This window comes from Corynebacterium sp. KPL2830 (assembly GCF_040225635.1).
Taxonomy (GTDB): domain Bacteria; phylum Actinomycetota; class Actinomycetes; order Mycobacteriales; family Mycobacteriaceae; genus Corynebacterium.
In genome coordinates this window covers 21,668-44,559 of record NZ_JBEHFR010000002.1, presented here as the reverse complement: position 1 = coordinate 44,559, position 22,892 = coordinate 21,668, and the positions used below count along the sequence as shown (strand labels likewise).

At 59.6% G+C, this 22,892-nt stretch carries 23 protein-coding genes; 9 read left to right on the top strand and 14 right to left on the bottom strand.

All coding sequences use genetic code 11. The annotated features are described in order from the left end of the window. Window positions 1–3: 3 nt before the first annotated feature. Together ABRP87_RS01115 and gatB are read right to left on the bottom strand one after the other, a co-directional pair. Window positions 4–1,056 (bottom strand): NAD(P)-dependent alcohol dehydrogenase, encoded by a 1,053-nt coding sequence (locus tag ABRP87_RS01115; protein ID WP_349867205.1) that lies wholly within the window; start codon window positions 1,054–1,056, stop codon window positions 4–6. A 126-nt stretch (window positions 1,057–1,182) separates the two neighbouring features. Beyond that, complete coding sequence (gatB, locus tag ABRP87_RS01110) at window positions 1,183–2,688, bottom strand: Asp-tRNA(Asn)/Glu-tRNA(Gln) amidotransferase subunit GatB (protein ID WP_349867202.1); 1,506 nt, start codon at window positions 2,686–2,688, stop codon at window positions 1,183–1,185. A gap of 57 nt (window positions 2,689–2,745) precedes the next feature. On the opposite strand from gatB, the gene ABRP87_RS01105 reads away from it, so the two are divergent. Continuing rightward, the gene (locus tag ABRP87_RS01105; RefSeq protein ID WP_239267707.1) at window positions 2,746–3,531 is read left to right on the top strand and encodes a DUF4261 domain-containing protein; all 786 of its coding nucleotides are present in this window, start codon (window positions 2,746–2,748) and stop codon (window positions 3,529–3,531) included. Here ABRP87_RS01105 and ABRP87_RS01100 read toward each other — a convergent pair. The 3 genes from ABRP87_RS01100 to ABRP87_RS01090 form a co-directional block, all read right to left on the bottom strand. Continuing rightward, window positions 3,528–4,493, bottom strand: a complete 966-nt coding sequence (locus ABRP87_RS01100; RefSeq protein ID WP_349867199.1) for a bile acid:sodium symporter family protein — start codon at window positions 4,491–4,493, stop codon at window positions 3,528–3,530. The two genes, ABRP87_RS01105 and ABRP87_RS01100, sit on opposite strands and share 4 nt — an antisense overlap. Before the next feature lie 72 nt (window positions 4,494–4,565). Next, window positions 4,566–5,597 (bottom strand): ATP-dependent 6-phosphofructokinase, encoded by a 1,032-nt coding sequence (locus tag ABRP87_RS01095; RefSeq protein WP_349867197.1) that lies wholly within the window; start codon window positions 5,595–5,597, stop codon window positions 4,566–4,568. Between the two features lie 24 nt (window positions 5,598–5,621). Further along, window positions 5,622–6,998 (bottom strand): DHA2 family efflux MFS transporter permease subunit, encoded by a 1,377-nt coding sequence (locus tag ABRP87_RS01090; protein ID WP_349853138.1) that lies wholly within the window; start codon window positions 6,996–6,998, stop codon window positions 5,622–5,624. Window positions 6,999–7,045: 47 nt separating this feature from the next. Between ABRP87_RS01090 and ABRP87_RS01085 the strand changes: the two genes are divergently transcribed. Continuing rightward, window positions 7,046–7,369, top strand: coding sequence for a hypothetical protein (locus tag ABRP87_RS01085; protein WP_349863155.1), 324 nt, complete (start codon window positions 7,046–7,048; stop codon window positions 7,367–7,369). Window positions 7,370–7,446: 77 nt separating this feature from the next. On the opposite strand, the gene ABRP87_RS01080 is transcribed toward ABRP87_RS01085, so the two are convergent. From ABRP87_RS01080 to gatC, 3 genes are all read right to left on the bottom strand, one after another. After that, window positions 7,447–7,980, bottom strand: a complete 534-nt coding sequence (locus ABRP87_RS01080) for an META domain-containing protein (protein ID WP_349867195.1) — start codon at window positions 7,978–7,980, stop codon at window positions 7,447–7,449. A 104-nt stretch (window positions 7,981–8,084) separates the two neighbouring features. Then, entirely contained in the window at window positions 8,085–9,572 is a 1,488-nt protein-coding gene (gene gatA / locus ABRP87_RS01075; RefSeq protein WP_349867193.1) for an Asp-tRNA(Asn)/Glu-tRNA(Gln) amidotransferase subunit GatA, read from the bottom strand. Further along, on the bottom strand, window positions 9,573–9,869 hold the full coding sequence (gene gatC, locus ABRP87_RS01070) for an Asp-tRNA(Asn)/Glu-tRNA(Gln) amidotransferase subunit GatC (protein WP_005280231.1): 297 nt from the start codon (window positions 9,867–9,869) through the stop codon (window positions 9,573–9,575). Between the two features lie 207 nt (window positions 9,870–10,076). Here gatC and ABRP87_RS01065 point away from each other — a divergent pair, with 207 nt between their 5' ends. Next, entirely contained in the window at window positions 10,077–10,739 is a 663-nt protein-coding gene (locus tag ABRP87_RS01065) for an ACT domain-containing protein (RefSeq protein WP_349867191.1), read from the top strand. Between the two features lie 16 nt (window positions 10,740–10,755). On the opposite strand, the gene ligA is transcribed toward ABRP87_RS01065, so the two are convergent. Beyond that, window positions 10,756–12,825, bottom strand: a complete 2,070-nt coding sequence (ligA, locus tag ABRP87_RS01060) for an NAD-dependent DNA ligase LigA (protein WP_502879268.1) — start codon at window positions 12,823–12,825, stop codon at window positions 10,756–10,758. Between the two features lie 45 nt (window positions 12,826–12,870). On the opposite strand from ligA, the gene ABRP87_RS01055 reads away from it, so the two are divergent. The 4 genes from ABRP87_RS01055 to ABRP87_RS01040 are packed head-to-tail and all read left to right on the top strand — an operon-like array spanning window position 12,871 to window position 15,077. After that, the gene (locus tag ABRP87_RS01055) at window positions 12,871–13,542 is read left to right on the top strand and encodes a 3'-5' exonuclease (RefSeq protein ID WP_349867186.1); all 672 of its coding nucleotides are present in this window, start codon (window positions 12,871–12,873) and stop codon (window positions 13,540–13,542) included. A gap of 40 nt (window positions 13,543–13,582) precedes the next feature. Next, window positions 13,583–14,080, top strand: a complete 498-nt coding sequence (locus tag ABRP87_RS01050) for an ArsR/SmtB family transcription factor (RefSeq protein WP_349863164.1) — start codon at window positions 13,583–13,585, stop codon at window positions 14,078–14,080. After that, on the top strand, window positions 14,080–14,739 hold the full coding sequence (locus ABRP87_RS01045; RefSeq protein ID WP_349867183.1) for a serine hydrolase: 660 nt from the start codon (window positions 14,080–14,082) through the stop codon (window positions 14,737–14,739). The genes ABRP87_RS01050 and ABRP87_RS01045 overlap by 1 nt, the downstream gene beginning before the upstream one ends. After that, entirely contained in the window at window positions 14,625–15,077 is a 453-nt protein-coding gene (locus ABRP87_RS01040) for a serine hydrolase domain-containing protein (RefSeq protein ID WP_349867181.1), read from the top strand. The genes ABRP87_RS01045 and ABRP87_RS01040 overlap by 115 nt, the downstream gene beginning before the upstream one ends. A 295-nt stretch (window positions 15,078–15,372) precedes the next feature. Here the strand turns inward: ABRP87_RS01040 and ABRP87_RS01035 are convergent, their stop codons facing one another. Together ABRP87_RS01035 and mnmA are read right to left on the bottom strand one after the other, a co-directional pair. After that, complete coding sequence (locus ABRP87_RS01035; RefSeq protein ID WP_349867179.1) at window positions 15,373–16,290, bottom strand: uroporphyrinogen decarboxylase/cobalamine-independent methonine synthase family protein; 918 nt, start codon at window positions 16,288–16,290, stop codon at window positions 15,373–15,375. Further along, window positions 16,291–17,376, bottom strand: coding sequence for a tRNA 2-thiouridine(34) synthase MnmA (gene mnmA / locus ABRP87_RS01030; protein WP_349867177.1), 1,086 nt, complete (start codon window positions 17,374–17,376; stop codon window positions 16,291–16,293). A gap of 97 nt (window positions 17,377–17,473) precedes the next feature. Here mnmA and ABRP87_RS01025 point away from each other — a divergent pair, with 97 nt between their 5' ends. Further along, on the top strand, window positions 17,474–18,310 hold the full coding sequence (locus ABRP87_RS01025; RefSeq protein ID WP_349867176.1) for a spermidine synthase: 837 nt from the start codon (window positions 17,474–17,476) through the stop codon (window positions 18,308–18,310). On the opposite strand, the gene ABRP87_RS01020 is transcribed toward ABRP87_RS01025, so the two are convergent. Further along, a complete protein-coding gene (locus ABRP87_RS01020) occupies window positions 18,291–19,454 on the bottom strand; it encodes a glycoside hydrolase family 25 protein (RefSeq protein WP_349867174.1) in 1,164 nt (387 codons plus the stop codon). The two genes, ABRP87_RS01025 and ABRP87_RS01020, sit on opposite strands and share 20 nt — an antisense overlap. 206 nt (window positions 19,455–19,660) lie before the next feature. On the opposite strand from ABRP87_RS01020, the gene ABRP87_RS01015 reads away from it, so the two are divergent. Beyond that, the gene (locus tag ABRP87_RS01015) at window positions 19,661–20,839 is read left to right on the top strand and encodes an HNH endonuclease signature motif containing protein (protein WP_349867172.1); all 1,179 of its coding nucleotides are present in this window, start codon (window positions 19,661–19,663) and stop codon (window positions 20,837–20,839) included. On the opposite strand, the gene ABRP87_RS01010 is transcribed toward ABRP87_RS01015, so the two are convergent. Together ABRP87_RS01010 and ABRP87_RS01005 are read right to left on the bottom strand one after the other, a co-directional pair. Beyond that, window positions 20,836–21,951 (bottom strand): cysteine desulfurase family protein, encoded by a 1,116-nt coding sequence (locus tag ABRP87_RS01010; RefSeq protein WP_349867171.1) that lies wholly within the window; start codon window positions 21,949–21,951, stop codon window positions 20,836–20,838. The two genes, ABRP87_RS01015 and ABRP87_RS01010, sit on opposite strands and share 4 nt — an antisense overlap. Next, on the bottom strand, window positions 21,951–22,892 hold the full coding sequence (locus ABRP87_RS01005; RefSeq protein WP_349853124.1) for an electron transfer flavoprotein subunit alpha/FixB family protein: 942 nt from the start codon (window positions 22,890–22,892) through the stop codon (window positions 21,951–21,953). Before ABRP87_RS01005 ends, ABRP87_RS01010 begins: the two co-directional genes overlap by 1 nt.

Sequence of the window (22,892 nt, the reverse complement as noted above, 5' to 3'; positions counted from 1 at the left end):
TACTTAATTCGCGAAAGTTTCCGTATCGATGACGAAACGGAACTTCACATCGCCGGCGACAACCCGCTCATAGGCTGCGTCAACGTCATCAACGCCCACCTTTTCGATGACCGCGCCAATGCCATGCTCCGCACAAAAGTCCAACATCTCCTGGGTTTCCGCAATGCCGCCGATATTGTTTCCGGTCAGCACCTTGCCACCACCGACAAGGTTGCCCATCGTGATTCCCAGCTCCTCTGGGGGCAGGCCGACCACGGACATGATTCCCCGCGGCTTCAACAGCTGCAGGTAGTCATTGAGGGAATAGGAGGCGGAAATGGTAGACAAAATCAGATCGAACTCGCCCTTGTGGTTGGCAAAGAAATCGGGGTCCTCACCCGTTGCCGGCACCCGCTTCGCGCCGAGCTCATAGGCTTCTTGTTCCTTGCGCAGGGACCGGGAAATGACGGTGACCTCAGCCCCCTTGGCGGCGGCGATCTGCACACCCATGTGGCCCAATCCGCCAAGGCCAACGATGGCTACCTTATCGCCCTCCTTGACCTGCCACCGGGCCAAGGGCGAGTAGGTGGTAATACCAGCGCACAAGAGCGGGGCGGCGACATCAAAGTCGAGACCTTCTGGAATCGTCAACACGAAATTCTCATTGACCACGACCTTTTGCGCATAGCCACCCTGGGTAATGGTTCCATCAACGTCTTCAGAGTTATAGGTTCCCACCGAGCCGTTCAGGCAGTTTTGCTCCTGGCCATTGCGGCACTGCTCGCACACCCCGCAGGAATTGACCAAGCAGCCCACACCCACGCGGTCGCCCACCTTAAACTTGGTGACCTTGTCCCCTACCGCTTCGACCACGCCGGCGATCTCGTGACCCACCGTCAGCGGGAAGTGGGCCTCGCCCCACTCATTGCGAATGGTGTGAATATCCGAGTGGCAAATTCCGGCCGCCTTGATGTCGATGACAACGTCATCTTCGCGCGGATCGCGGCGTTCGATTTCTACGGTGCGAAAGGGTGCATCTGGGCTCGTTTTTTGCAGAACTTTAGATTTAATTGGCATGTCACATAGTCTACGCTTTACCGCCTTGACCTGCCCAAATGAAAATTATGGTCAATTTAAAACCGAAAAAGCCAGCCTCCGACCCCTTTAGAACCGGGGACGAAGACTGGCTCGATCAGTGGCGTATTAGCTCAGCTTCTCCGCGATCAGCTTATTAACCTGGCCCGGATCCGCCTTGCCCTGCGTCGCCTTCATCACGGCACCGACAATCGCGCCGGTCACCTTCTTATTGCCGGCGCGGTACTTCTCCACGATATCCGGGTTTGCGGCCAAGGCATCATCCACGGCCTTTTCGATGGCCCCATCATCGCGCACGACCTCGAGACCGCGCTTGGCGACGACCTCGTCCACGTCGCCCTCGCCCGCCAGCACGCCATCGACGGCTTGGCGCGCCAGCTTGGTGGTCAGCTTGCCTTCCTTGACCAAGGCGATGACGCGGGCGATGTGGGCCGGGGTGATATCCAGCTCAGCCAGGGTCTTGTCCTGCTCATTGGCCTTACCTGCAAGATAAGACACCCACCAGGAACGAGCCTCGTCCGGCTTCGCGCCGACTTCGACCGTCTCCACGATGAGGTCCAGCGCGCCCGCGTTGACCAGGTCGCGCATCTCCTCGTCCTTAATGCCCCACTCCTTTTGGATGCGGGCGCGGCGGCCCCACGGCAACTCCGGAAGGGTTGCGCGCAGCTCTTCTACCCACTCGCGCGGGGCAATGACCGGAGGCAAATCCGGGTCATTAAAGTAGCGGTAGTCCTCCGCGGTCTCCTTCGGCCGGCCCTTAGAGGTCGAACCATCAGTCTCTTGGTAGTGGCGGGTCTCCTGCTCGATGCTGCCGCCATCCTCCAGCACCTGTGCCTGGCGCTGCATCTCAAAGCGCACGGCCTGCTCGACCGAGCGCATGGAGTTGATATTCTTCGTCTCGGTACGGGTACCGAATTCTTCTTGGCCGATAGGGCGCAAGGAAAGGTTGGAGTCCACGCGCATGGAACCTTGGTCCATGCGGGCATCGGACACGCCCAATGCCGCGACGAGCTCGCGCAGCGCCGATACATAGGCCTTCGCCACCTCGGGGGCGCGCTCGCCGGCACCGATGATGGGCTTGGTAACGATCTCAATGAGCGGGATGCCCGCGCGGTTGCAGTCCACCAGGGATGCGGTAGCGCCGTGGATGCGGCCATCGGCGCCGCCCAGGTGGGTCAGCTTACCGGTGTCTTCTTCCATGTGGGCGCGCTCGATTTCCACGCGCCATTCCGTGCCGTCTTCCAGCACGACGTCGAGGTAGCCGTCATAAGCAATCGGCTCATCGTACTGGGAGATCTGGTAGTTCTTTGGCTGGTCCGGGTAGAAGTAATTCTTGCGGGCAAAGCGCGAGGATTCCGCGATGGAGCAATTGAGCGCCAGGCCGATCTTGATTGCGCCCTCCACGCCCTTGGAATTAACCACGGGAAGTGCCCCGGGAAGGCCCAGCGATACCGGATCGGTATTGGAGTTAGGGGCTGCGCTGAAGTTCGTGGCAGAAGTGGAAAACATCTTGGTTTCCGTATCCAGCTCCACGTGGACTTCCATGCCCATTACCGGTTCATACTTGTCGAGGACCTCGTCAAAGTCCATCAGGTCATACATCGCAGCAGTCATGCGTGCCATCTTAATACGTCCGTGCACTCTCGCGCGCTAGCCCCTAGGGTGACTGTCATGACGACTCCACATACCGTAGACACGTCGCTTGTCGATGCCCCACTCATCAACATCGCGGTCTTTTCCACCGCCCCTACTACCGATGAGATCAAAGACGCCGTCAGCGGCATCTTTTCTGCGCGCGTCGGCGAAATCACTCCCGGCAAGAACCCAGGCAGCCTTGTAGTTCCTATCGATGGCGCGTTTCTCTTGCATTACCAGACCATTGATTCTGCACCCACCCCAGATAGTTACGGCCTCCACCCCATTTTGAGCGCCGATGCCTGCGACCTCAACACTGCGGGATCCCAGGTGCTCGTCTCGGTCCTTCCTGATAACAAGGAACACGACCTTTCCCATCAATTTCGCGAGCCGCGCCGCGAGCACCTCGATCTGCTGTCCCAGGCGACGTCCGCCGTAGCCCAGCACCCCAATTGCCTCATCATCCACAACCCGCGCGGGAACGTCTCCATCTCCCCGGCGATGTTTAATGACGCCGTGCGCAATAACCTCGCACCCATGCACATTGCACCGGTGTGGATTACCCAATCGGGCGGCGAGCTCCGCGGCTACTCCATGGGCCTAGTCCAAGCGGGTCACCCGGAAATCCAGGCACGCACCAGCTCGATGGATCCCACGGACCTCTATTACAAGCTGGCAAATATCGCCGACCACATCCTGCAAGGCGCCACCGTCAAAGGCGGCGATACCTTAGCCTTCGAGGAAGGCCAACCCCCGCTCACCATTACGGAAGAGCCCTGGTTCGTAGACCAGGACTTCCCCGCTGTCACCATTAATTTTTAGCTGACTGCACCCTTGCGGGCATCGCTAAAGCGGCACAGCGCTGCCAAAATCGCGCCGGACAGGTTGTGCCACACGGAAAAGACGGCGCCGGGCAAGGCGGCCAGTGGGCTCATGTAGGAAGAGGCAAGGCTGGTAGCTAGCCCGGAATTTTGCATTCCCACCTCCACGGCCATGGTGCGGCGCACCGGAACCGGCTGGCGGGTAAAAAGGCCCGCGAGATAGCCCAGCCCATAGCCGCACGCATTGTGAATGACCACGGCGGCAAAGACCAGCGCACCGGCGGTGGCGATATTGTCATGCGCGCCGCCGACCACGATGCACACGATCAAGGCAATCGCGGTTACGGAGATCCACGGCAAAGCCGCTTGAACCTTTGCCACGAGCCGGGGAAGCAGCATGCCGATGACGATGCCCGCGATGACCGGGACGAGCACCACCTTCACGATGGACCACGCCATCGATGCCGCGGAAACCGGCATGTATTCACCCGCCAGCCACAAGGTCAACAGCGGGGTGAGGATGGGAGCCAAGAGCGTAGATATGGAGGTCATGGTCACCGAAAGCGCGACATCGCCGCGCGCTAAGTAGGACACCACGTTAGAGCTCGTGCCACCTGGGGCGCAGCCGACCAAAATCACACCAGCCGCAACCGCCTCTGGCAGATCCATGACTGCCACCACGGCGAGCGCGATAAGCGGCATGATGACGAATTGCGCTACCACGCCGAGCGCCACCGGCAGCGGTCGGCGCACCACGAGTGCAAAATCTACGGGCTTGAGGGTAAGACCCATGCCGAACATGACGATGCCCAGCAGCGGCGTTACCTGCGGGGCAAAGGATGCCGCGGTGTCAGGGGCAAGATAGCCAATAATGCCGCCGATGATTACGAGTATGGGAAAACCCAGCGCCGCGATGAGCGCTTGTCGTTCTTCCTGTTTTTCTGTAGCGCTATCGGTACTCATATACAAAAGAGTACCCTCCCACCATGTGAGAGGGCGATCTTAATATTCGAGACAGCGGGGAGCTAAAAAGCTTTAGCCGAAGAGCGCTTGCGCATTGCGGTAGCGGGCATCTGGCACCGTCTTTAGTGTGCCCACGGCCTCTTCTAGTCGCACGAGGTCGATATCTTCGCCGTGCAAGGCCACACACATTCCTGAATCCCCATTATGCGCCGCCCGGGCGGCATGCACGCCATAGCGGGTCGCCAGAACGCGGTCATACGCGGTGGGCGTGCCGCCGCGCTGAATGTGCCCCAAGACGGTGGTGCGCACGTCATAGCCGGTGCGCTTATTGATTTCATCCCCAATGACCTGGCCAATCCCGTTGAAGGTTTGGTGGCCAAATTGGTCGACGCCGCCGGCTTCGAACTCCATGGTGCCCTCCTTCGGCAGGGCGCCTTCGGCCACGCAAATGATGCCGTACTTCTCGCCCATCTGGAAGCGGCGTTCCATCGCCTTGGTGATTTCCGCGATATCGAAGGGCTCTTCTGGGATCACCGTGTAGTGTGCGCCGCCGGCCATGCCGGCATGCAGAGCAATCCAGCCTACGTGGCGGCCCATGACCTCCACGATGAGGATGCGGTTGTGCGACTCCGCCGTCGTGTGCAGGCGGTCGATCGCATCAGTTGCCACCGATACCGCAGTATCAAAGCCGAAGGTATAGTCCGTGGCATTGACGTCATTGTCAATGGTCTTCGGCACGCCCACGACGGGGATGCCATTATCGTTAAGCCACTTAGCGCCCTTGAGCGTGCCTTCGCCACCGATGGCGACGAGGGCATCGACTTCGGCCTCGCGCATATTCGTCTTGATCTGCTCCAAGCCAGCCTTGAATTTATCGGGGTGCAACCGACCTGTGCCCAAAATGGTGCCGCCGCGCAGAAGAATCCGGTCGATGCTGGCATCGTCGTAGAGATCGCGCCGACAGTCTTCTAAAAGGCCAACCCACCCGTCTTCATAGCCCACGACGGTATCGCCAAATTCGTTGGATGCGGTTCGCACAACCGCACGGATTACAGCATTCAGGCCGGGGCAATCGCCACCGGAAGTCAGTACAGCTAGACGCATGATCCCCAATTTAGCGCAGGATTTTTATCCATGCAGCGTGTCCACGTAGCGCAGCGAAGAGATAAGCCCCACCACCAGCGCGATAACAATCACGAGAATCGAATTGATGATCGCCGTGGTGGGATTACCCGTTTGCATCACAGCGGAGACTAGTGCCACGCCTACCACGGATCCCACCTGGCGGGAGGTGTTATACGCTCCGGACGCGGCACCCATGTGATGAGGTGAAATATCGCGCAGCGTCGTTGCCGCGTTGGATCCCCAGATAAAGGACTGGCCAATTCCTAGGGCTGCGATGGGCAATGCCAGCCACCACGGATTGGCATCGGCATGCATGACCCACCAAGCCAAACACAGCGAGGCGATCATGAGGCTAAATCCCACCAGCCCCATCAGACGCGGATTCACCGCGTCCGTAAGAATGCCCGCGATAGGTGACATCAGCATAGAGACCAGCGCCATGGGAGCCACGATAATGCCGGCCTCCCCGGCGGATAACCCCTTAACCGATTGCAACCACAACATCACCGGCAACATGACCGAAGCCGCCATAAAGCCCATGGTCAAAATGCCCACGGAACCGGCCGCATAATTGCGGTTGTGGAAGAGCTCCACCGGAAAGAGCGGCGTAGAGCCACGATCCTGCGCGCTAGCCTGCAGGCGCACGAACGCGATGCTTGCAACTATGCCAATGGCAAGCACCACCAGCACCCGCCAATCCCAATCCAGCTCTGGGCCTTGTTGGATACCAAAGACGATGGAACCAAGCGCAATGAGCGAGACCACGGCAGAAGGCTTATCGATGTCCTGGGCTGTCGTCGGCAGCTTCGGTATCCACAGCAGGGCCAGCACGATGGCGGCGATAACGAATGGAATATGCACCCAGAAGGCCGCCTGCCAGCCAAAAGAAGCCACGAGGAACCCGCCGATCAGCGGCCCGGCCAATGACGCCACGGAGCCGATGATCCCCCACACCCCGAGCGCGCGCCCACGCCGCTCGCGGGCGAATACCCGGTTAATAACGGACATCGTCTGTGGCATCTCCAGCGAGGCCCCTAGGCCCTGCACGATGCGTGCGACGATGAGCACTTCTATCGATGGCGCCAGCGCACACGCTACTGCGCCGATCCCAAATAGCGCCACGCCGATGCAAAACAGGGCGCGCTGGCCGAGGACATCACCAAGCCGCCCCGTAAAAAGCAGCGGCACCACCACGGCAAGCAAAAAGGCGGCGGAGACCCACATGATTTCATTGACCGTGGCGCCCAAATCCGCTTGAATATCCGGCAGGGCGATGGCCACCATCGATTGGTCCAACAGGGATACAAAGAAACCGAGGGATAGGGCGAACATGGCGAGCCATGCCTGGCGCTCCGATGGCAGGTTAGTCTCCACAGTCATGGCAGGAATTCTAGCGGGGCACACAAATCAGGCCTAGACTGGCCACCATGTCCATGATTGATATCAAAAAGCCACAAGACGTATCCACCGCCACCACCGTTACCCTCGGCCTAATCGGTGGTTGGGTCACCGCCCGCGAGACCGGCATTCGCCCGCTCGGCGGCGTCATCCTCGGCGCAGCGGGCCTGTGGGCCGGCCGCTCTTGGGCCAAGAAGACCACCCCAGCCACGACAGCGGGCCTATCCGCCCTGTATGTCGGCGCGTTCGGCGCCTCCCACCCATTGGCAAAGAAGATTGGCTCCTGGCCAGCAGTCCTCACCGTGACGGCCGCCTCTGCAGGCGCCGCCTACGCGCTTTCCGATGCCAAGTAGTCCACCCCGCCACATAAACAACAGCACCATGGTCCCCCGCTAAGGAGGATCATGGTGCTGAGTGGTTTTGTGAGTATTTACTCGACGACGTTGAAGACAACGGCATTGTCTTCAGTGCCCAGTGCGGCCTGGCCGTCAGGCAGGGCATAGAAGGAAGGCGCGGACTCGAGGACGTCACGCAGGGAGTCAGAAAGTGCCTGGGTGTGGTCATCGCACGTCACCTTGGTGGAGGCGAAGTCGCCTACGTGAATGGTGCCATCCTTATCCACATCGTAGGAGGTGGTGTAGGTATTGCATCCATCATCGAGGACCAAGGACTGATCCTTGGCGAACTCCACGGTGAACTGGCCGTCTTCCTTGACGGACTGCAGCTCACCGGTGATGGTCTGCCCCTCGATGTTCGGCACCAGCTTGTCAGCGTCTGCCGGCAGGGATTCCACCAAGTCGCTCTTGGCGGTGGAGTCTGCTACCTCGGTACCGGGCTCAACCGGTGCGGGGTTTTCTGCGGGCTCGGGGGTTGCTGCGGGTTCCTCAGCGTGTGCTACGCCCATGGCCATGAGCGCAGCGGCGGAAGCGGACATCGTCGCGGTTGCAATCTTTTTCAAAGTCATACCCAATAATTTACCCCTGTCGGATGGGTATCCAACAGGGGTGTAAACGAATCGTTATCTAATCCGCAGCTATTTCACAGTGACAACGATTTTAGATAGCGCGGCTAGCTTTGGCGCTTAGCTTCATAGGCTGCACCCACCTTGTACAGGCGGTCATCCTGGAAAGCCGGTGCCATGATCTGCAAACCGGTAGGCAAGTTGGTATCGGCGGCCAGGCCGGAAGGCACGGACATGCCGCACAGGCCAGCCAGGTTTAGCGGCAAGGTGCACAGGTCGAAGTTGTACATCGCCATGGGGTTTTCGGCCTTCTCCCCCAGCTTGAACGCGGTGGTTGGGGTGGTAGGCGAGACTAGTACGTCAGCCTGCTCAAAGGCGCGGGCAAAGTCCTGGGCCACGAGGGTACGCACGCGCTGCGCCTGCAGGTAGTAGGCATCGTAGTAGCCCACGGACAGCGCATACGTGCCCAGCATGATGCGGCGCTTGACCTCGGGGCCGAAGCCCTCTGCACGCGACTGGGACATGACCTGCTCCGCGGAATGGGATCCGTCATCGCCAGCGCGCAGGCCGTAGCGCATGCCATCGAAGCGGGCTAGGTTGGACGAGACCTCACACGGCATTATCAGGTAGTAGGCGGCCAATGCCTCATCGAAGTGCGGGCAGTCCACCTCGACGATTTCCGCGCCCTGCTCGCGCAGCTGTTCCACGGCGGCGTGGTAGTTCTCCATCACGCCGTCCTGCCAGCCATCGCGCTCGAATTGCTTGATGAGGCCAACCTTGACGCCGCTCAGATCACCCTTCGCGCCTTCGCGGGCGGCCTCCACCACGGGGGCTACAGGCTTGTCCACAGACGTGGCATCGAAGGCATCGTGGCCAGCAATAACCTCGTGCAAGAGCGCGGTATCCAGAACGGTACGGCCACAGGGACCCGCCTGGTCCAGCGAGGACGCGGCTGCAATCAGGCCGTAGCGAGATACCGTGCCGTAGGTGGGCTTTACGCCCACGGTATTGGTCAGCGCCGCCGGCTGGCGGATGGAACCGCCGGTATCGGTACCAATACCCAACGGAGCTTGTCCCGAAGCGAGCGCCGCTGCGGTACCGCCGCCGGAACCGCCCGGGGTGCGCTCGGTGTCATAAGGGTTGTGGACTGGGCCAAAGGCGGAGTTCTCATTGGACGAACCCATCGCAAACTCATCCAGGTTCGTCTTGCCCAAGATCGGGATGCCGGCCTCGCGCAGGCGCTTGGTCACCGTCGCGTCATACGGAGACATGTAGCCTTCGAGCATCTTGGATGCGGCGGTGGTGGGGGCATCGGTAGTAACCAGCAGGTCTTTCAAGGCCAGCGGCACACCGGCCAATGCCGATGCGGGCTTTTCGCCGGCGTCGAGGGCCTTATCCACGGCATCGGCAGCCGCCAATGCTTCCTCCTGCCCCACGTGCAGGAAGGAGTTGAGTTCCGGGTTAGTTTCTGCGATGCGATCCAAAAAGGCCTGCGTAACCTCGCGGGAGGTCACCTCGCGCGCGTGAATCTTGTCCGCCAGCTCGGCGGCGGTCAAAGAGGTCAGCCCCTCCGCAGGTACGACAACGTTGGTCATTTACTCTCCTCCCAAAATCTGCGGCACGACGAATCGCTCATCTTCCACGGCCGGCGCTTGGTCCAAGGCCTGCTCAGCGGTAAGGGTGCGCACGATGACGTCTTCGCGCATCGGTGCATCCACGGAGTGCGGGTGGCTCATCGGTTCCACGCCTTCAGTGTCCACGTTCCTTACTGCGGAAACGGAATCAACAATTTCATCAATCTGGCTTGCGAATTGGGCTAGCTCTTCATCGCTTAATGCCAGGCGGGAAAGCTTGGCAAGGTGGGCTACCTCATCACGCGAAATCTCAGACACGCGAACTCCATCCTTTTTCCATAATCGACGCACAGGTGAAAATCATTTTCCCGCGCGTACTATGTAAATTGCTAAGGCTCCATGATACTGCACCAACCCGCGCGGTTGCCGAGTCACCCCGAATTATTGCCCCTTGAACGTCGCACTGTGACCCAGGTATCGTTATTGGGACTATAAGCTTATAAGCTACTGAAAGCGTGCGACTTAATGTCTTACCTAATCCGTGTCCTGCTTCCCGATACCCCTGGTAGTTTGGGCCAGCTTTCGGAGGCCTTCGGGCTGGTTGACGGCAATATCCAATCCGTTGACATCGTAGAATCCTTCCCGGATGGCACCGTCATGGATGACATCGTCATTGAGCTTCCCACAGACGCGATGGCCGATGCCCTCATTACCGCCGCCGCCTCTGTTCATGGCGTGGAAGTAGATTCCATTCGGCCCTTCAGCGGCCGCGTGGACCGGCGCGGGCAGATCGAATTATTAGCGCGCGTTGCCGCCAATGCCTCCAATGTCACGGCAGCGATGGAGGAAGTCGTCGCGGCTATTCCGAAGGCTGCGACCTCCACGTGGGCCATCGTCATTGACAATAATGAGCCCATTCACCGCGTCGCCTCCTCGAACGCGGCCCCTGCCGATGACGATACGATTCCGGTCGATCTCAACATCGACAGCGCGCGCACCTTGCATCCCGATAAGGACGAATGGGTGCCAGAAAGCTGGGCGCTGCTCGATTCCGCCCTAGCCGCCGCTCCCCTGGGAGATACCGGGATGGTCATCGCCATGGGCCGCACCGGCGGGCCGGAATACCTGGCCTCTGAGGTCGAGCACCTCGGCCACATCGGCACGATTTTGGGTGCTTTCCTCAAATAAGCCCGGCGCGGCGCGCCTATACCTCCCCGGTGTCCAAGAGCGTGTGGAATTGCTCCTCGTTCAAGATAGGCACGCCTAGGTCGCGGGCTTTATCCTTCTTGGAGCCGGCATTGGCTCCGGCGACGAGGTAGGAGGTTTTCTTCGATACGGAGCCGGTTGCCTTTCCGCCGCGGCTGATGATGGCTTCCTTGGCGGAATCGCGCGTGAAGTCTTCGAGGCTGCCGGTGACAACGATAGTCAGGCCCTCTAGGGTCTGTTCTTTCCTGTCCTCTGCGGCTACCTCCATGGCTAGGCCAGCCTCCGCCCATTTCTCAACGATGGTGCGGTGCCAGTCCACCTCGAACCAGGCGTGGAAGGATTCCGCGATGACCGCGCCCACGCCGTCTACCTCTGCAAGATCCTCGGTTTTGGCCGCGCGCAGCTTTTCCATGGAGCCATAGCGCGCTGCCAAGGCGCGGGCGGCAATGGGGCCGACGTGGCGAATGGATAGCGAGACCAGCACGCGCCAGAAATCGCGGTCTTTGACCTCTTCTAAGTTCTGCAGCAGGTTCTTGCCCGCGGTATTGACCTTGGCGTTGCCCTCTTTTTTGCTACGTTTATCCTTCGTATCGCGCTTGGCCGTATAGACATCGGAAGCAAGCAGCTTTTCTTCCGTTAGCTCAAAGAGCTCGGATTCATCGGTGAGGATGCCGTTTTCGATGAGATCCATAGCTCCCTTCTCCCCCAGCGCCTCGATGTCGAGGCCCTTGCGGGAGGCGAGGTATTCCAGGCGCGCGGAAAGTTGGGCTGGGCAGGATTGGGTATTGGGGCATCGCCAGTCAGCATCGCCGTCCTTTTGCGGGGCGAGCGTCGTGCCGCAGGCTGGGCACTGCGTGGGAAAGGACCATTCGTATTCGCTGCCATCGCGCTGTTCGCGCACGGGGCCTAGTACCTCAGGAATGATTTCCCCGGCCTTGCGGATAATAATGGTATCCCCGATGAGCACGCCCTTGCGCTTGACCTCAGACTGGTTGTGCAGGGTGGCCATGGATACCGTGGAGCCGGAGACAAAGACCGGTTCCATGATGGCAAAGGGGGTAACGCGCCCCGTACGCCCCACGCCGACCTCGATGTTTTTCAGCTTCGTCGTGACCTCTTCCGGCGGGTACTTATAGGCAATGGCCCAGCGCGGTGCACGGGAGGTCGCCCCGAGCTGGCGCTGTGAGCCCAAGTCGTCCACCTTGACCACGAGCCCATCCATTTCAAAAATCGCATCGTGGCGGTGTTCGGCCCAATAAGATACTTCCTCTTGTACTTCTGCGGCGGAGTGGACCTGCTTGGTATAGGGCGAGACGGGCAAGCCCCATGCTGCGATGGCCTTATAGGCATCGTGCTGGGAGGAGGGGGAAAATCCCTCGCGCGCGCCTAGGCCGTGACACACCATGCGCAGGCGGCGCTTTTTCACCTCGGCGGGATCCTTCATGCGCAGCCCGCCGGCCGCAGCGTTGCGGGGATTGGCAAACCGCGCTTTGCCGTCTGCCGCGCGCTCCTCATTGATTTCTTCGAAATCTTCGGGACGCATATAGACCTCACCGCGGATTTCAATAAGGTCCGGGACTGGGTACTCTTCGGTGCCCGTAAGTTCGTGCGGGATATCAGAAATGACCCGCGCATTGGCGGTAATTTCCTCACCCACGGTGCCATCGCCACGGGTAGCAGCGGTATCCAAACGTCCATTGCGGTAGACCAAGTCAATGGAGAGGCCATCGATCTTCAGCTCCGTCAGGTAGGTCTTGGCGGGCGTCCTATCCAACCAGTCCTGCATCTCACCGGCGCTAAAGACATTGTCTAGGCTCATCATGCGCTCGAGGTGTTCAATGTCCTCACCGGCGTTCGGCACAGCACCTACCTGCTGGGTGGGCGAATCCGGAACCGCCAGCTCCGGATGCTGCTTTTCTAGGTCCATCAGGCGCTGGAAAAGCGCATCAAAGTCGGCATCGGGAATCGCGGGTTCACCGTTGTAATACAGGTTGCGGTGGCGGCGCACTTCCTGCGCTAGGTCATTCCATTCACGTTGCACATCAGCTGGATTAGTCACGGTATCCAAGTCTAGCGATCCCCCATGTCCGGGCTAGCTACTAAGGTATGGACCATGAACTTCGACGCCTCCCGCATGCTCGCCTTCGACCTAGAGACCACCTCCGCCAACCCCAAAGACGCTCGTATCGTTACCTCTGCCTTGGTCCGCATTGACGGCCGCGATGTCCAGAAGGTGGAGTACCTTGCGGATCCCGGCATCGAGATCCCCCAAGCCGCAACAGACGTGCATGGGATTACAACTGAAAAGGCCCAGGCTGAAGGCCGCCCACACGAGGAGGTCCTCAAGGACACGGTTGATGCAATCAAGTCCGCGTGGGACGACGGTCTGACGCTCATTGTGTATAACGCGGCCTTCGATCTCACCGTCCTGCGCAGCCTTACCGGCGATTTCACGGTCACAGGCCCTGTCTTTGATCCGTACGTCATTGATCGCGTGAGCGATAAGTGGCGCAAGGGCAAGCGCACCCTTGGCGCGGTGTGCGAGCACTACGGCGTGGAATTGGGCAATGCGCACGAGGCTACTGCCGATGCCCTCGCTGCCGCCCGCGTGGCCTGGAAGCAGGTGCGCCAGCACTACCCTAACCTCGCGCAGATGGACGAAAGCGAGCTCATGGAGTTCCAAGCGGTCAAGTGGTACGAGGACCGCGTCGCCTTCAAGAAGTACCTAGAGGGCAAGGGCCGCGATGCATCTGATGTCTCGACGGCGTGGCCGCTAATTTCCTAATTCCCTTGCCATATTTCTAGAGTTTTGGAATTCTAGAAATATGGATTCTTTAGAATCGCGCATTGCCCACCTTGAGGCTCGCGTCACCAAACTCGAAAACCCCGCCCCTGATCCCATCGAATCATCCGCAAGCGAGTCCACCATGTGGCTTGCGGATGCGCTTGAACCTTCTGACCAGCTTCCTGAGGGGTCCGTCATTTTTGGCGGCAACATCACCACCGGCCTAGGCTCCTATGTCTACCAATGGCAGCGCCCAACAGACACAGTGACCGGTGGAGACTGGTCCGATAATCTCGAGCGCCTCGCCGCATTGGCGCACCCCGTGCGCGGTGAAATCCTGCGCCGCCTCCTCAGCTCACCAGCCACTGCCACAGACCTTGTGGAAGAGGAAATCGTCACCTCCACTGGTACTGCGTACCACCACCTCAGTGCGCTGACTAATGGTGGCTGGACCACCAAGACAAACGGGGAATACTCAATCCGCGCGGCCCGCGTCATTCCTCTGCTCACGATCATTACCGCAAGCGAGGATCACTAATGCGAAAGCGAAACATGGCGCTAGCCATCACCGTCACCACCATGTCAGCGGCCCTCTTACTCGTGATTGGACCCCAGCGGATCGCTGTGGCCACCACAGAAACCGGCGACGCCGAACTTTCCGCCACACTGCGCAAACACACCGAGGCGGGTTTCAATAATCTCACCGCCTTCACGCTGCACGATGGGAAAGCCACCTTCGCAGGACTTGGCACGGATGAACACACCGAGGTGGAAATCGGTTCGGTGACCAAGATGTTCACCGCAGAATTAGCTCATCAGCTTGTGGAAGAAGGAAAGATAAGCCTTGACACCACCGTGGGCGATGTACTGGATGTTGGCCAAGCACCCATTTCCGAGGTCACGGTGCAAGAGTTGCTCAACCACACCTCAGGATTACCCCGGCTAGCACAAGGGAATATTTTCGCTGATGTAATCGCGGCCGTCACTGGTGCTAATCCCTACGCAGGAAAACAACCCAAGATATCCTCGATACCGCCACCGAAGCGGATCTTAAAGATCGTGGAACAGAGACTTATTCCAATATGGGATATGGACTGCTCGGCCACCTCCTGGAAACGGCTGCCGATACACCCTATGAAGAACTGCTCCACGAGAGGATCTTGCAACCCGCCGGAATGGCGGAGACCTACCTCATGACCCCAGGGGCGGTCCCCGATGATGCCCCACGGGGCCTTACTGCCACCGGCCGGGAGGCCGATCCATGGGAGATGGGAGGCAGCAATGCCGCAGCGGGCGCACTACGGTCAACCGCACATGACATGGCAGCTTTCGCTGAGTGGATTATGGATAACGGCGATATGGCCTATGGCTGGCAAAAAAGTGAAGACAACCAAAGCTTCTGGCACGACGGCGGAACGGGTGGCTACTCCACAATGCTCATCATAGATCCGGAAAATAAGCGCGCAGCCTTCGCCAATAATGACACCCCGATGTGGACTAGTGACCTCGCCCAAGCGCTATTCGATGACATTTAAGGAATTCCAATGATTACCACCCTAATCCTTGCCGCCATCACCGCATCCGAAGTCTGGGGCACGTGGAAAGCGCTCAAAAACCATCTTCCCCGGGTATGCTTATCGCGTCAGCGATTATCAGCATCGTCATAATCGCCTTCATTGGTAACGCAGTTCCGTGGTACAGGGAAGTCAACTACGGATGGTGGTACGCTCTCGTAGCCGCTTGCTCCCTACACATGGGCACCGTCGCCTGGCGTATTTACACAGACCGCAGTGAAAAGTCTCCGAAGACAGATAGCCTCGGGCGCGCCACTTAAAGGTCGCCCGCATCGCGGGTGAGGATCGCGGCGGTCTCGGTTACAGAGCGCAATGAGCTTGCCGATGCCCGAGCCGGAAACACGTCAAAGTGGTCCACGAGCAGCTCACGCGGCATGCCAATGCGGTCCAAGTGGCGGGCAAGCGAAATCGCCTCGTCCCGCGCGTTAGTGCCGGAAAGTGGAACGCCGACCCGGCGGCCTTCGGACAAGTGCTCGCCCATCCCGTCGAAATGCTTAGGGGTAGAAAGGCGGTCGCGGTAGCGCGCATCAACGAGGAATGTCTTCGCGGACCTAGCCACCGACCACAGCGGCGGAGCGTGGAGATAATCCACCTCAAACCGCAGGAGGGTCTCGAGTGCCACCTCATCAGGGACGGCGGGGATCGAATCAAAGTCGGTGGTTCCTGGAATGCGGCCGGCGATGACATCGGCAAGCAGCGGCTCATCCAGTTGCACCACGACCTCGCCGTGGAAGCGGCGTGCGACGTCGGTGGCGTGGGTGCGGATGCCGTGCAGCAGGGCATCGGAAAGCTCTGCAAAGGCACCGGGATCGGTGAGGACGCGGTGGCCATCGGCAAGTTCGATGCTGGCCGCCAGCGACCATGGGCCAAGCGCCTGCACCTTGATGCGAGGGACGGTCTCTCCCCAGACCTGCTGCACCTCATCGAGGTCGCGCTCGAGGCGATCCCACGCGCGGCGGGTAAGCAGCTGGGGCCGAGCCGTCATGCGCCAGGAACGGGGCCCGCGGTCAATGGTGATGGCCTCGAGCATGCTGGCGGTGCGCCCTACCGAATCGGAGCCCAGCCCGCGTTCCGGCAGCTGCGGGATGGCGGGGAGCTCGGTCTCGCCAATGATGATGTCCGCTGCCTCCGCCATGGACGTGCCGGGCAAGGGGCCGAGTGCGAATCCCGTCATCTACAGGGTCTCGCAGATGGTGCCGGAACCGATGACGATATCGCCGAGGTCATCGGGGGAAGGCAAGTACAGCACCGCGGCCTGTCCACGGGCAACGCCAGACAGTGGCTCCTTGAGTTCCAAGCGCATCGAATCAGCGGCGCGGTCCACGTGAGCGAGGCACGGCACTACGGAACCGTGCGCACGAACCTGCACCTCGCACTCAAAGTCGCCGTCCATGCCAGGGTGCAGGTACTTCAGGCGATCGGCATGGATGGCGGTGACCGCTAGGTCCTCGCGCGCGCCGACGGTCACCGTGCCCGATGCAGCATCGATATCGGTGACGTAGCGCGGGCGGCCATCAGCAGCTGGAGCTTTAATGTCCAAGCCCTTGCGCTGGCCGATGGTGTAGTTCCACGCGCCATCATGTTCCTTAAGCTCCGTGCCCTCTTGGTCCACGATCATGCCGGGGCGAAGCCCGATGCGCGATCCCAAGAACTGCTGGGTATTGCCGTCTGGAATGAAGCAGATGTCGTAAGAATCCGGCTTCTTCGCCGTGGAAAAACCGTGCGCCGCAGCCTCTTCGCGGATCTGCGGCTTGGGGGTATCACCGATGGGGAAAAAGCAGTGCTCCAGCTCCTCGGCAGAAATGACGCCGAGCACATAAGACTGGTCCTTATTCTCATCCTTTGAGCGGCGCATATAACCGTCATCATCAAGCGTGGCGTAGTGTCCGGTCGCAACGGCATCAAAGCCTAGGGCCATGCCCTTTTGCAGCAATGCGCGGAATTTAATCTTCTCATTACAGCGCAGGCAGGGATTCGGGGTTTCACCGCGAGCATAAGAATCCACGAAGTCCGTGATGACCTCTTCCTTGAATTCCTCCGAAAAGTCCCAGACATAAAACGGAATGCCCAGCTTATCGCAAATGCGGCGGGCATCGGCGGAATCCTCCAGCGAACAGCAGCCGCGGGCCTTTTCGCGCGTTTGCTGCGCGTCCTTATGCAGCGCCAGGTGCACGCCGACGACATCGTGGCCAGCCTCCACCGCCCGGGCGGCGGCGACAGATGAGTCCACGCCGCCAGACATTGCTACCAATACTCGCATTGCATTCCCCTTTTAAATACCTCGACTACAGGCCCGAAAGTGTACTCCCTTGCCCCAACGCAGCTTAAATCGATTCCATTCCCTAAGCTTGAATCCCATGGGTAGAAAGCGAGCCGCGAACAGGTCAAGCATTACCGGCACCTACGAGATCTCCACTGGCACCGCCGAGGTCGTGCCGGATGAATTCCGCGACGGGGCCTATATCCTTAACGTCAATGGCGTTCCTAGCAGCCATATCGTCCTGGGCGAGCCGCAGGAACTCGACTTTGAATACATGCGTTGGATCGCAGCTGCGGTAGAGCAGCTTAATACGGTCTCGCCCAATAAACTCCGCGTTACCCACCTCGGCGGGGCCGGCTGCTCACTTCCACGCTACTTCGCCGACCTGTGGCCGGACAGCCGCCATACGGTGGTCGAGCTCGATGCCAAGCTGGGCGAATTAGTCCGCGAGCTTTTCGATGTCCCCCGTTCCCCCACCGTCAAGATCCGCCCCGGCGATGCCCGAAAGGAAACCGAAGGCTTTCTGCCCGCTAGCCGCGATATCATTATCCGCGATGTATTCGCTGGGGATAAAACCCCGAAAAATCTGACGACGGTGGAGTTTTTCCGCGCGGTGAAGTCATCTCTTTCAGCTGGCGGCCTCTACGTGGCCAACTGCGGCGACTACTCGGATCTCCAGCTGGCGAAGCAAGAATTAGCCGGGCTCTCTGAGGTCTTCGACCACCTCGCCGTCATCGCTGACCCGCCCATGCTCAAGGGACGCCGGTATGGAAACATCATCTTGCTGGCCTCAGATACAGAACTGCCAGCTGAGGGCTCGATACAAGCCGCTCAGCTGGCAAAGGCACTCTTAGGTGGGGCCGTTCCCGCACACTTTAAGGATGAAAGCTGGACCCGAAAATTCTTTGCGGGAGCTACTTCAGCACACGATTGAGCAGCTCGGCCACCTGATTAGCGTCGAAGTCGGGGACATCGGCACCGGCCTTCTTCGCGGCATCCTTGGCTTCTTCGACTTGGGCGCCGGAGACCTCGCCCTTGTCGACGCCATTGACATGGCCAGCGTTTTCTAGCAGCATCGCCAAGTCGCTCACGGTGAAGTCACCAACCGCCATCTTGCCAAGTTGCTTGAGAGGTAGAGCGTCCTCGTCTTCCAAAGCCTTCACAAAATCTGCCAGGCCCTCAGCAGCCTGGGCATCGAGCCCGGCGTCTTTGGCGGCATCGGCAAACTGGGGCATTGCGATGAGACCAGCCGCAAGGGCGAAGATTGCACCAATCAGCGGCGTGCTATCGGAGCTCAGGTCCACACCATCGTCGAGGACGAGGCTATCGAGCGCGCCGCCAATATCAACGTAATTGCCGCCGCTAAAAGACTCTAGCTGCTGCTTCGAGCCATTAAAGAGGTTCATGTCCACGTCGGTGGGAATACCAGCGACCTTGCCTGATCCGGATCGCTGCCAGAAGGACAGGTTCTGCCACCCACCCACTGGATCCGGGGCTTCATCCTGGTATGCCGCCAACCACAGTGGCATATTGGAGAACTTCTGGGAGTTATTCATCTCGCCCATCCAGAAGTACTTGTAGGTATAAATCATTGGGGTGCGGTTGGTCAGATGTTTGAGCTCGGAGGTAAATTCCTCGATCCAGCTCTCCAGCTGGGAGGCCGACTTGCCTTCGGAGACCTCGATATCAAGCACCGGCGGCAACGTCTGGTTCGGCGCCAACGCAATCTGCGCCGCAAAGTTAGCAGCCTGCGTCTTCGCATCGCCAGCCGGGCGCGCATAATGGTATGCGCCAGTCTTCAGGCCGTGCACATTGGCCGCCTGAATATCCTTAACGTAGTGCGGGTTAATCCAGTCTCCACCCTCGGTTGCCTTAACAAAGGCGAAGGACTGGCCGTCAGATTTCACCTTATTCCAGTCAATAGGCATGCCACCGGGGTGCTGGTGGGCAGCAATATCAATGCCTTTCGGTGCGTTGGTTCCCAGTGCTGCCTGCGCGGCAGCGGTCCCGCTCACCGTGACTGCAACTGCAGTGATAATCGCGATGATGCTCTTGCGGAATGCCCTCATAGTTGTCATGCGCGAGAGTCTAACAACCATTCACACTAACCACATGTGCAACACACGCATCATGGAGACAAATTTTTCACTCGCGTAGACAGTATCGCTGGAAATGTACCATCTAGAACATATATTCGCTTTTCAGCTTGCGCGGGTCTAGTGGTTGCCTTATGGTAAATCTATGGAAATTAGAAACTTAGTGCGAAATTCGGGGGATAATCGCCGTGGAACCCTACTACCTCATCACCGACCCACACGATGACATCGCGGTTAGTGCCACCTGCAATAGAAAGTCCGACTACCTGCTCTGGAAGGAAATTAAACCCAGCCTAGAAGACGATTTCGATATCTCGTGCCATACCTTGGCCGGGCGCACCGGCTCAAGCGAACGGCGCACGAGGGATATCACCATGGCCCTGTACCGCTTAGAAGAGTTGCCGCGCACCCAACTACTGCAGGAAACCTACTACTTCCTCGACTTCTCTCGGCTTATCACCATCGACGCCGTCTTAAGTAAGCTAGGCGAAGTAGACAGCGGCACCCTTCAACGCATAGACGCCGAATTAGAAAAGTACCTCACCCCTACAAAACCGGGCCAAAGTTTTCCATCAAATGCTGCCTTGCGCCGCAAGCTCAACGGGCTCATCACGATGGAATCCCCGGACTCTACGGGAGACAAGGACTCCGAGGAAGAGGACGCGCGTAATGAATCCTATTTCATCTACCCCACCGCGGGCGGACGAGCAGGGTTAAACGTAGAGTTCGACGAAGACGCGCTCATCCTCATTGACGAGGTTGTTCAGCGCACGGCGGAAGAACACGGAATCAGCAAGGCCGATGCCCTAGCCCAGCTGATCCTCGGAACCGTCGAAGATAAATCTCAGGTGCATCTATATATGTACCGCGCCAGCGATATAAAAGCGGCTCCCGGTTTTATCCAGGGCTATGGATGGGTACACCCTGATACCGCAGACCGGCTAACCCCGACTACGACAAGGGATATGGACCAGGCGGCAACAAGGGTAAGCCCGGCCTACTCCACGCCGCCGCTCATCGGTGCCTATGTGGAAGGTCGCGATGGTGTGTGCCGTTGGCCAGGGTGCAACCGCCCAGCATACCAGTGCCAGAAGGACCACAGGATTGATTTCTCAGAGGGAGGAAAAACAACGGCGGGAAATTTGGCCTCGTTGTGCCAGCACCATCACAATGTAAAAACGGATAAAAGCGCCTTTTACATCATGGATCCGCACAGCGGAGACATTATCTGGCTCTTCCAAGACGGGCGGTGGGAATACGACGAACCGCAGGGGCCGCTAGCGGCGAAGAATAAGAACTGGGCGCTCACCGTTGCCCAGGCAATCGCCGCCCGGCGCAATGCTGCCAAAGAAAGGGCTGATACCTAAACCGTGCGGGCCCGAGCAACGACATCTGGCAAGTGCGCGAGCACGTAATCCACATCGTCTTCGGAGGTAAGGCGCCCCAAGGTAAACCGGAGGGATCCGATTCCTTCTTCCTCGCTGACACCCATTGCAGAAAGCACATGGGACATGCGGTTGACGCCTGCGCTGCAGGCGCTGCCAGTCGATGCCTCAATCTGCAGCGAATCCAGCAGCATAATGAGGCTGTCGCCATCGGTGCCGGGGAAAGAAACATGTAGGTGCGACGGCAAGCATGGCTCGGTGGAATTCACCACGACGTTGTCAATGGAAGAAAGGATCCCATCCCGCAGCTTGTTCCGGAGTCCAGTGATGCGCTTGCCCTCGGCAGCGCTTTCGGCGATGGACTCCTCCAACGCAGCGGCAAGCGCGGAGGCGCTGGCGACGTCCACCGTGCCTGGGCGAAGTCCGCGCTCTTGGCCGCCGCCATAGGATATCGGGTGCGGCGCTGGGGTGCGCTTGGCCAATAGCACGCCGATACCGCGCGGGCCGCCAAACTTGTGGGCGCTGGCGGCGAGCGTTGTGATGCCCAATTCCGCAAAATTGATGGGCAGCTTGCCCGCTACCTGCACCGCATCCACATGCATGGGAATACCGGATTGTTGCGCGAGGGAGGCCAGCTCCTCGATGGGCTGAATCGCACCGGTTTCGTTATTGGCCCACATGCAGGTAGCAAGATCGGCAGGCTCCGCGAAGGCGCCCCCGTCGCTGATGTGCCCGGTGCGGTCTACGGGGAGCAGGTCCACGGTGGCGCCGGCTTGGGCAAGCTTGCCAACGGTATCGCGCACGGCTGGGTGCTCAATATCCGTCGAGATGATGCGGTTGGTGTTTCCCGCCGCATAAAGGCCCTGAATAGCGATATTATCCGCCTCGGTGCCGGAAGAAGTAAAGATGACCTCGATGGGTTCGCAGCCGAGGAGGGAGGCGACTTTCTCGCGGGCATCGTCAAGCACGGAGCGTGCCCTGCGGCCAGAGGCGTACTGGGCGCTGGAATTGAGCGATCCGGAGGCGGCAACCCATGCGTCGATGGCGGATTGGCGCATCGGCTGGGTTGCTGCGTAGTCGAAATAGTGCGGCATTACTGGCGCGCCTTCAATTCCTCGGTCAAAGCTGGGGCGATCTCGTGCAGGTCACCGACGACGCCGAGATCGGCGATCTGGAAGAACGGTTCATCCTGGTCCTGGTTAATCACCACGATGGTGCCGGAGGTCTGCATGCCCGAGGTGTGCTGAATGGCACCGGAGATGCCCAGGCCGATGTAGAGATCTGGCGACACGGTCACGCCTGTCTGACCCACCTGGTGGGTGGCATCGTAGAAGCCTTCATCGACGACGTCGCGGGTTGCGCCGACGGCGCCACCGAGGGCATCGGCAAGCGGCTCTACGATCTCGCCGAATTTATCGCCGACGCCGCGGCCGCCGGAAACCACGACCTTGGCTGCGGTGAGCTCGGGGCGGGCGGACTTTTCGGCCGGAGTAAAGGAATTAACCTTGACGTCCTTCTCGGTTTCCGCAGGCAGTGGCATTGGGGCCGCCTGGGTTTCCACCTGCTGGGGCTCCGCCGCAACGGAACCCGGCTGCAGGGTATAAATCGGGCAGCTGCCAGAAGCCTGCGAGGTGGTCTCGTAAGTGCCACCGAAAATGGTCATGGTTGCAGAGCCATCCGCCTTGATGGAATCCACATTCGCGAGCGCGCCGGAAGCCAAGCGAGCGGACAGGCGGCCCGCAATCTCGTTATTCGTCGGGCTGGCGGCCAGAACGATGGGTGCCGGATTGGCTGCGCCCAGGGCATGCAAAGCATCAACCTCAGGGGTCACCAGGCGCTGGTCATAATCCTCCGCCGTTGCCTGCACCAGCTGGGCGGCACCGAGCGCGGCTAGTTCGGCATCGAAGGCATCTGCCTGCTTGCCGACGACCACCGCAGACACCGTCCCCAATTCGCGTGCGGCGGTAATGAGCTCACCGGTAACGGGGAGAATGCTGTCTGCATCGTGTTCAACAAGTACGTAAACGTGAGACAT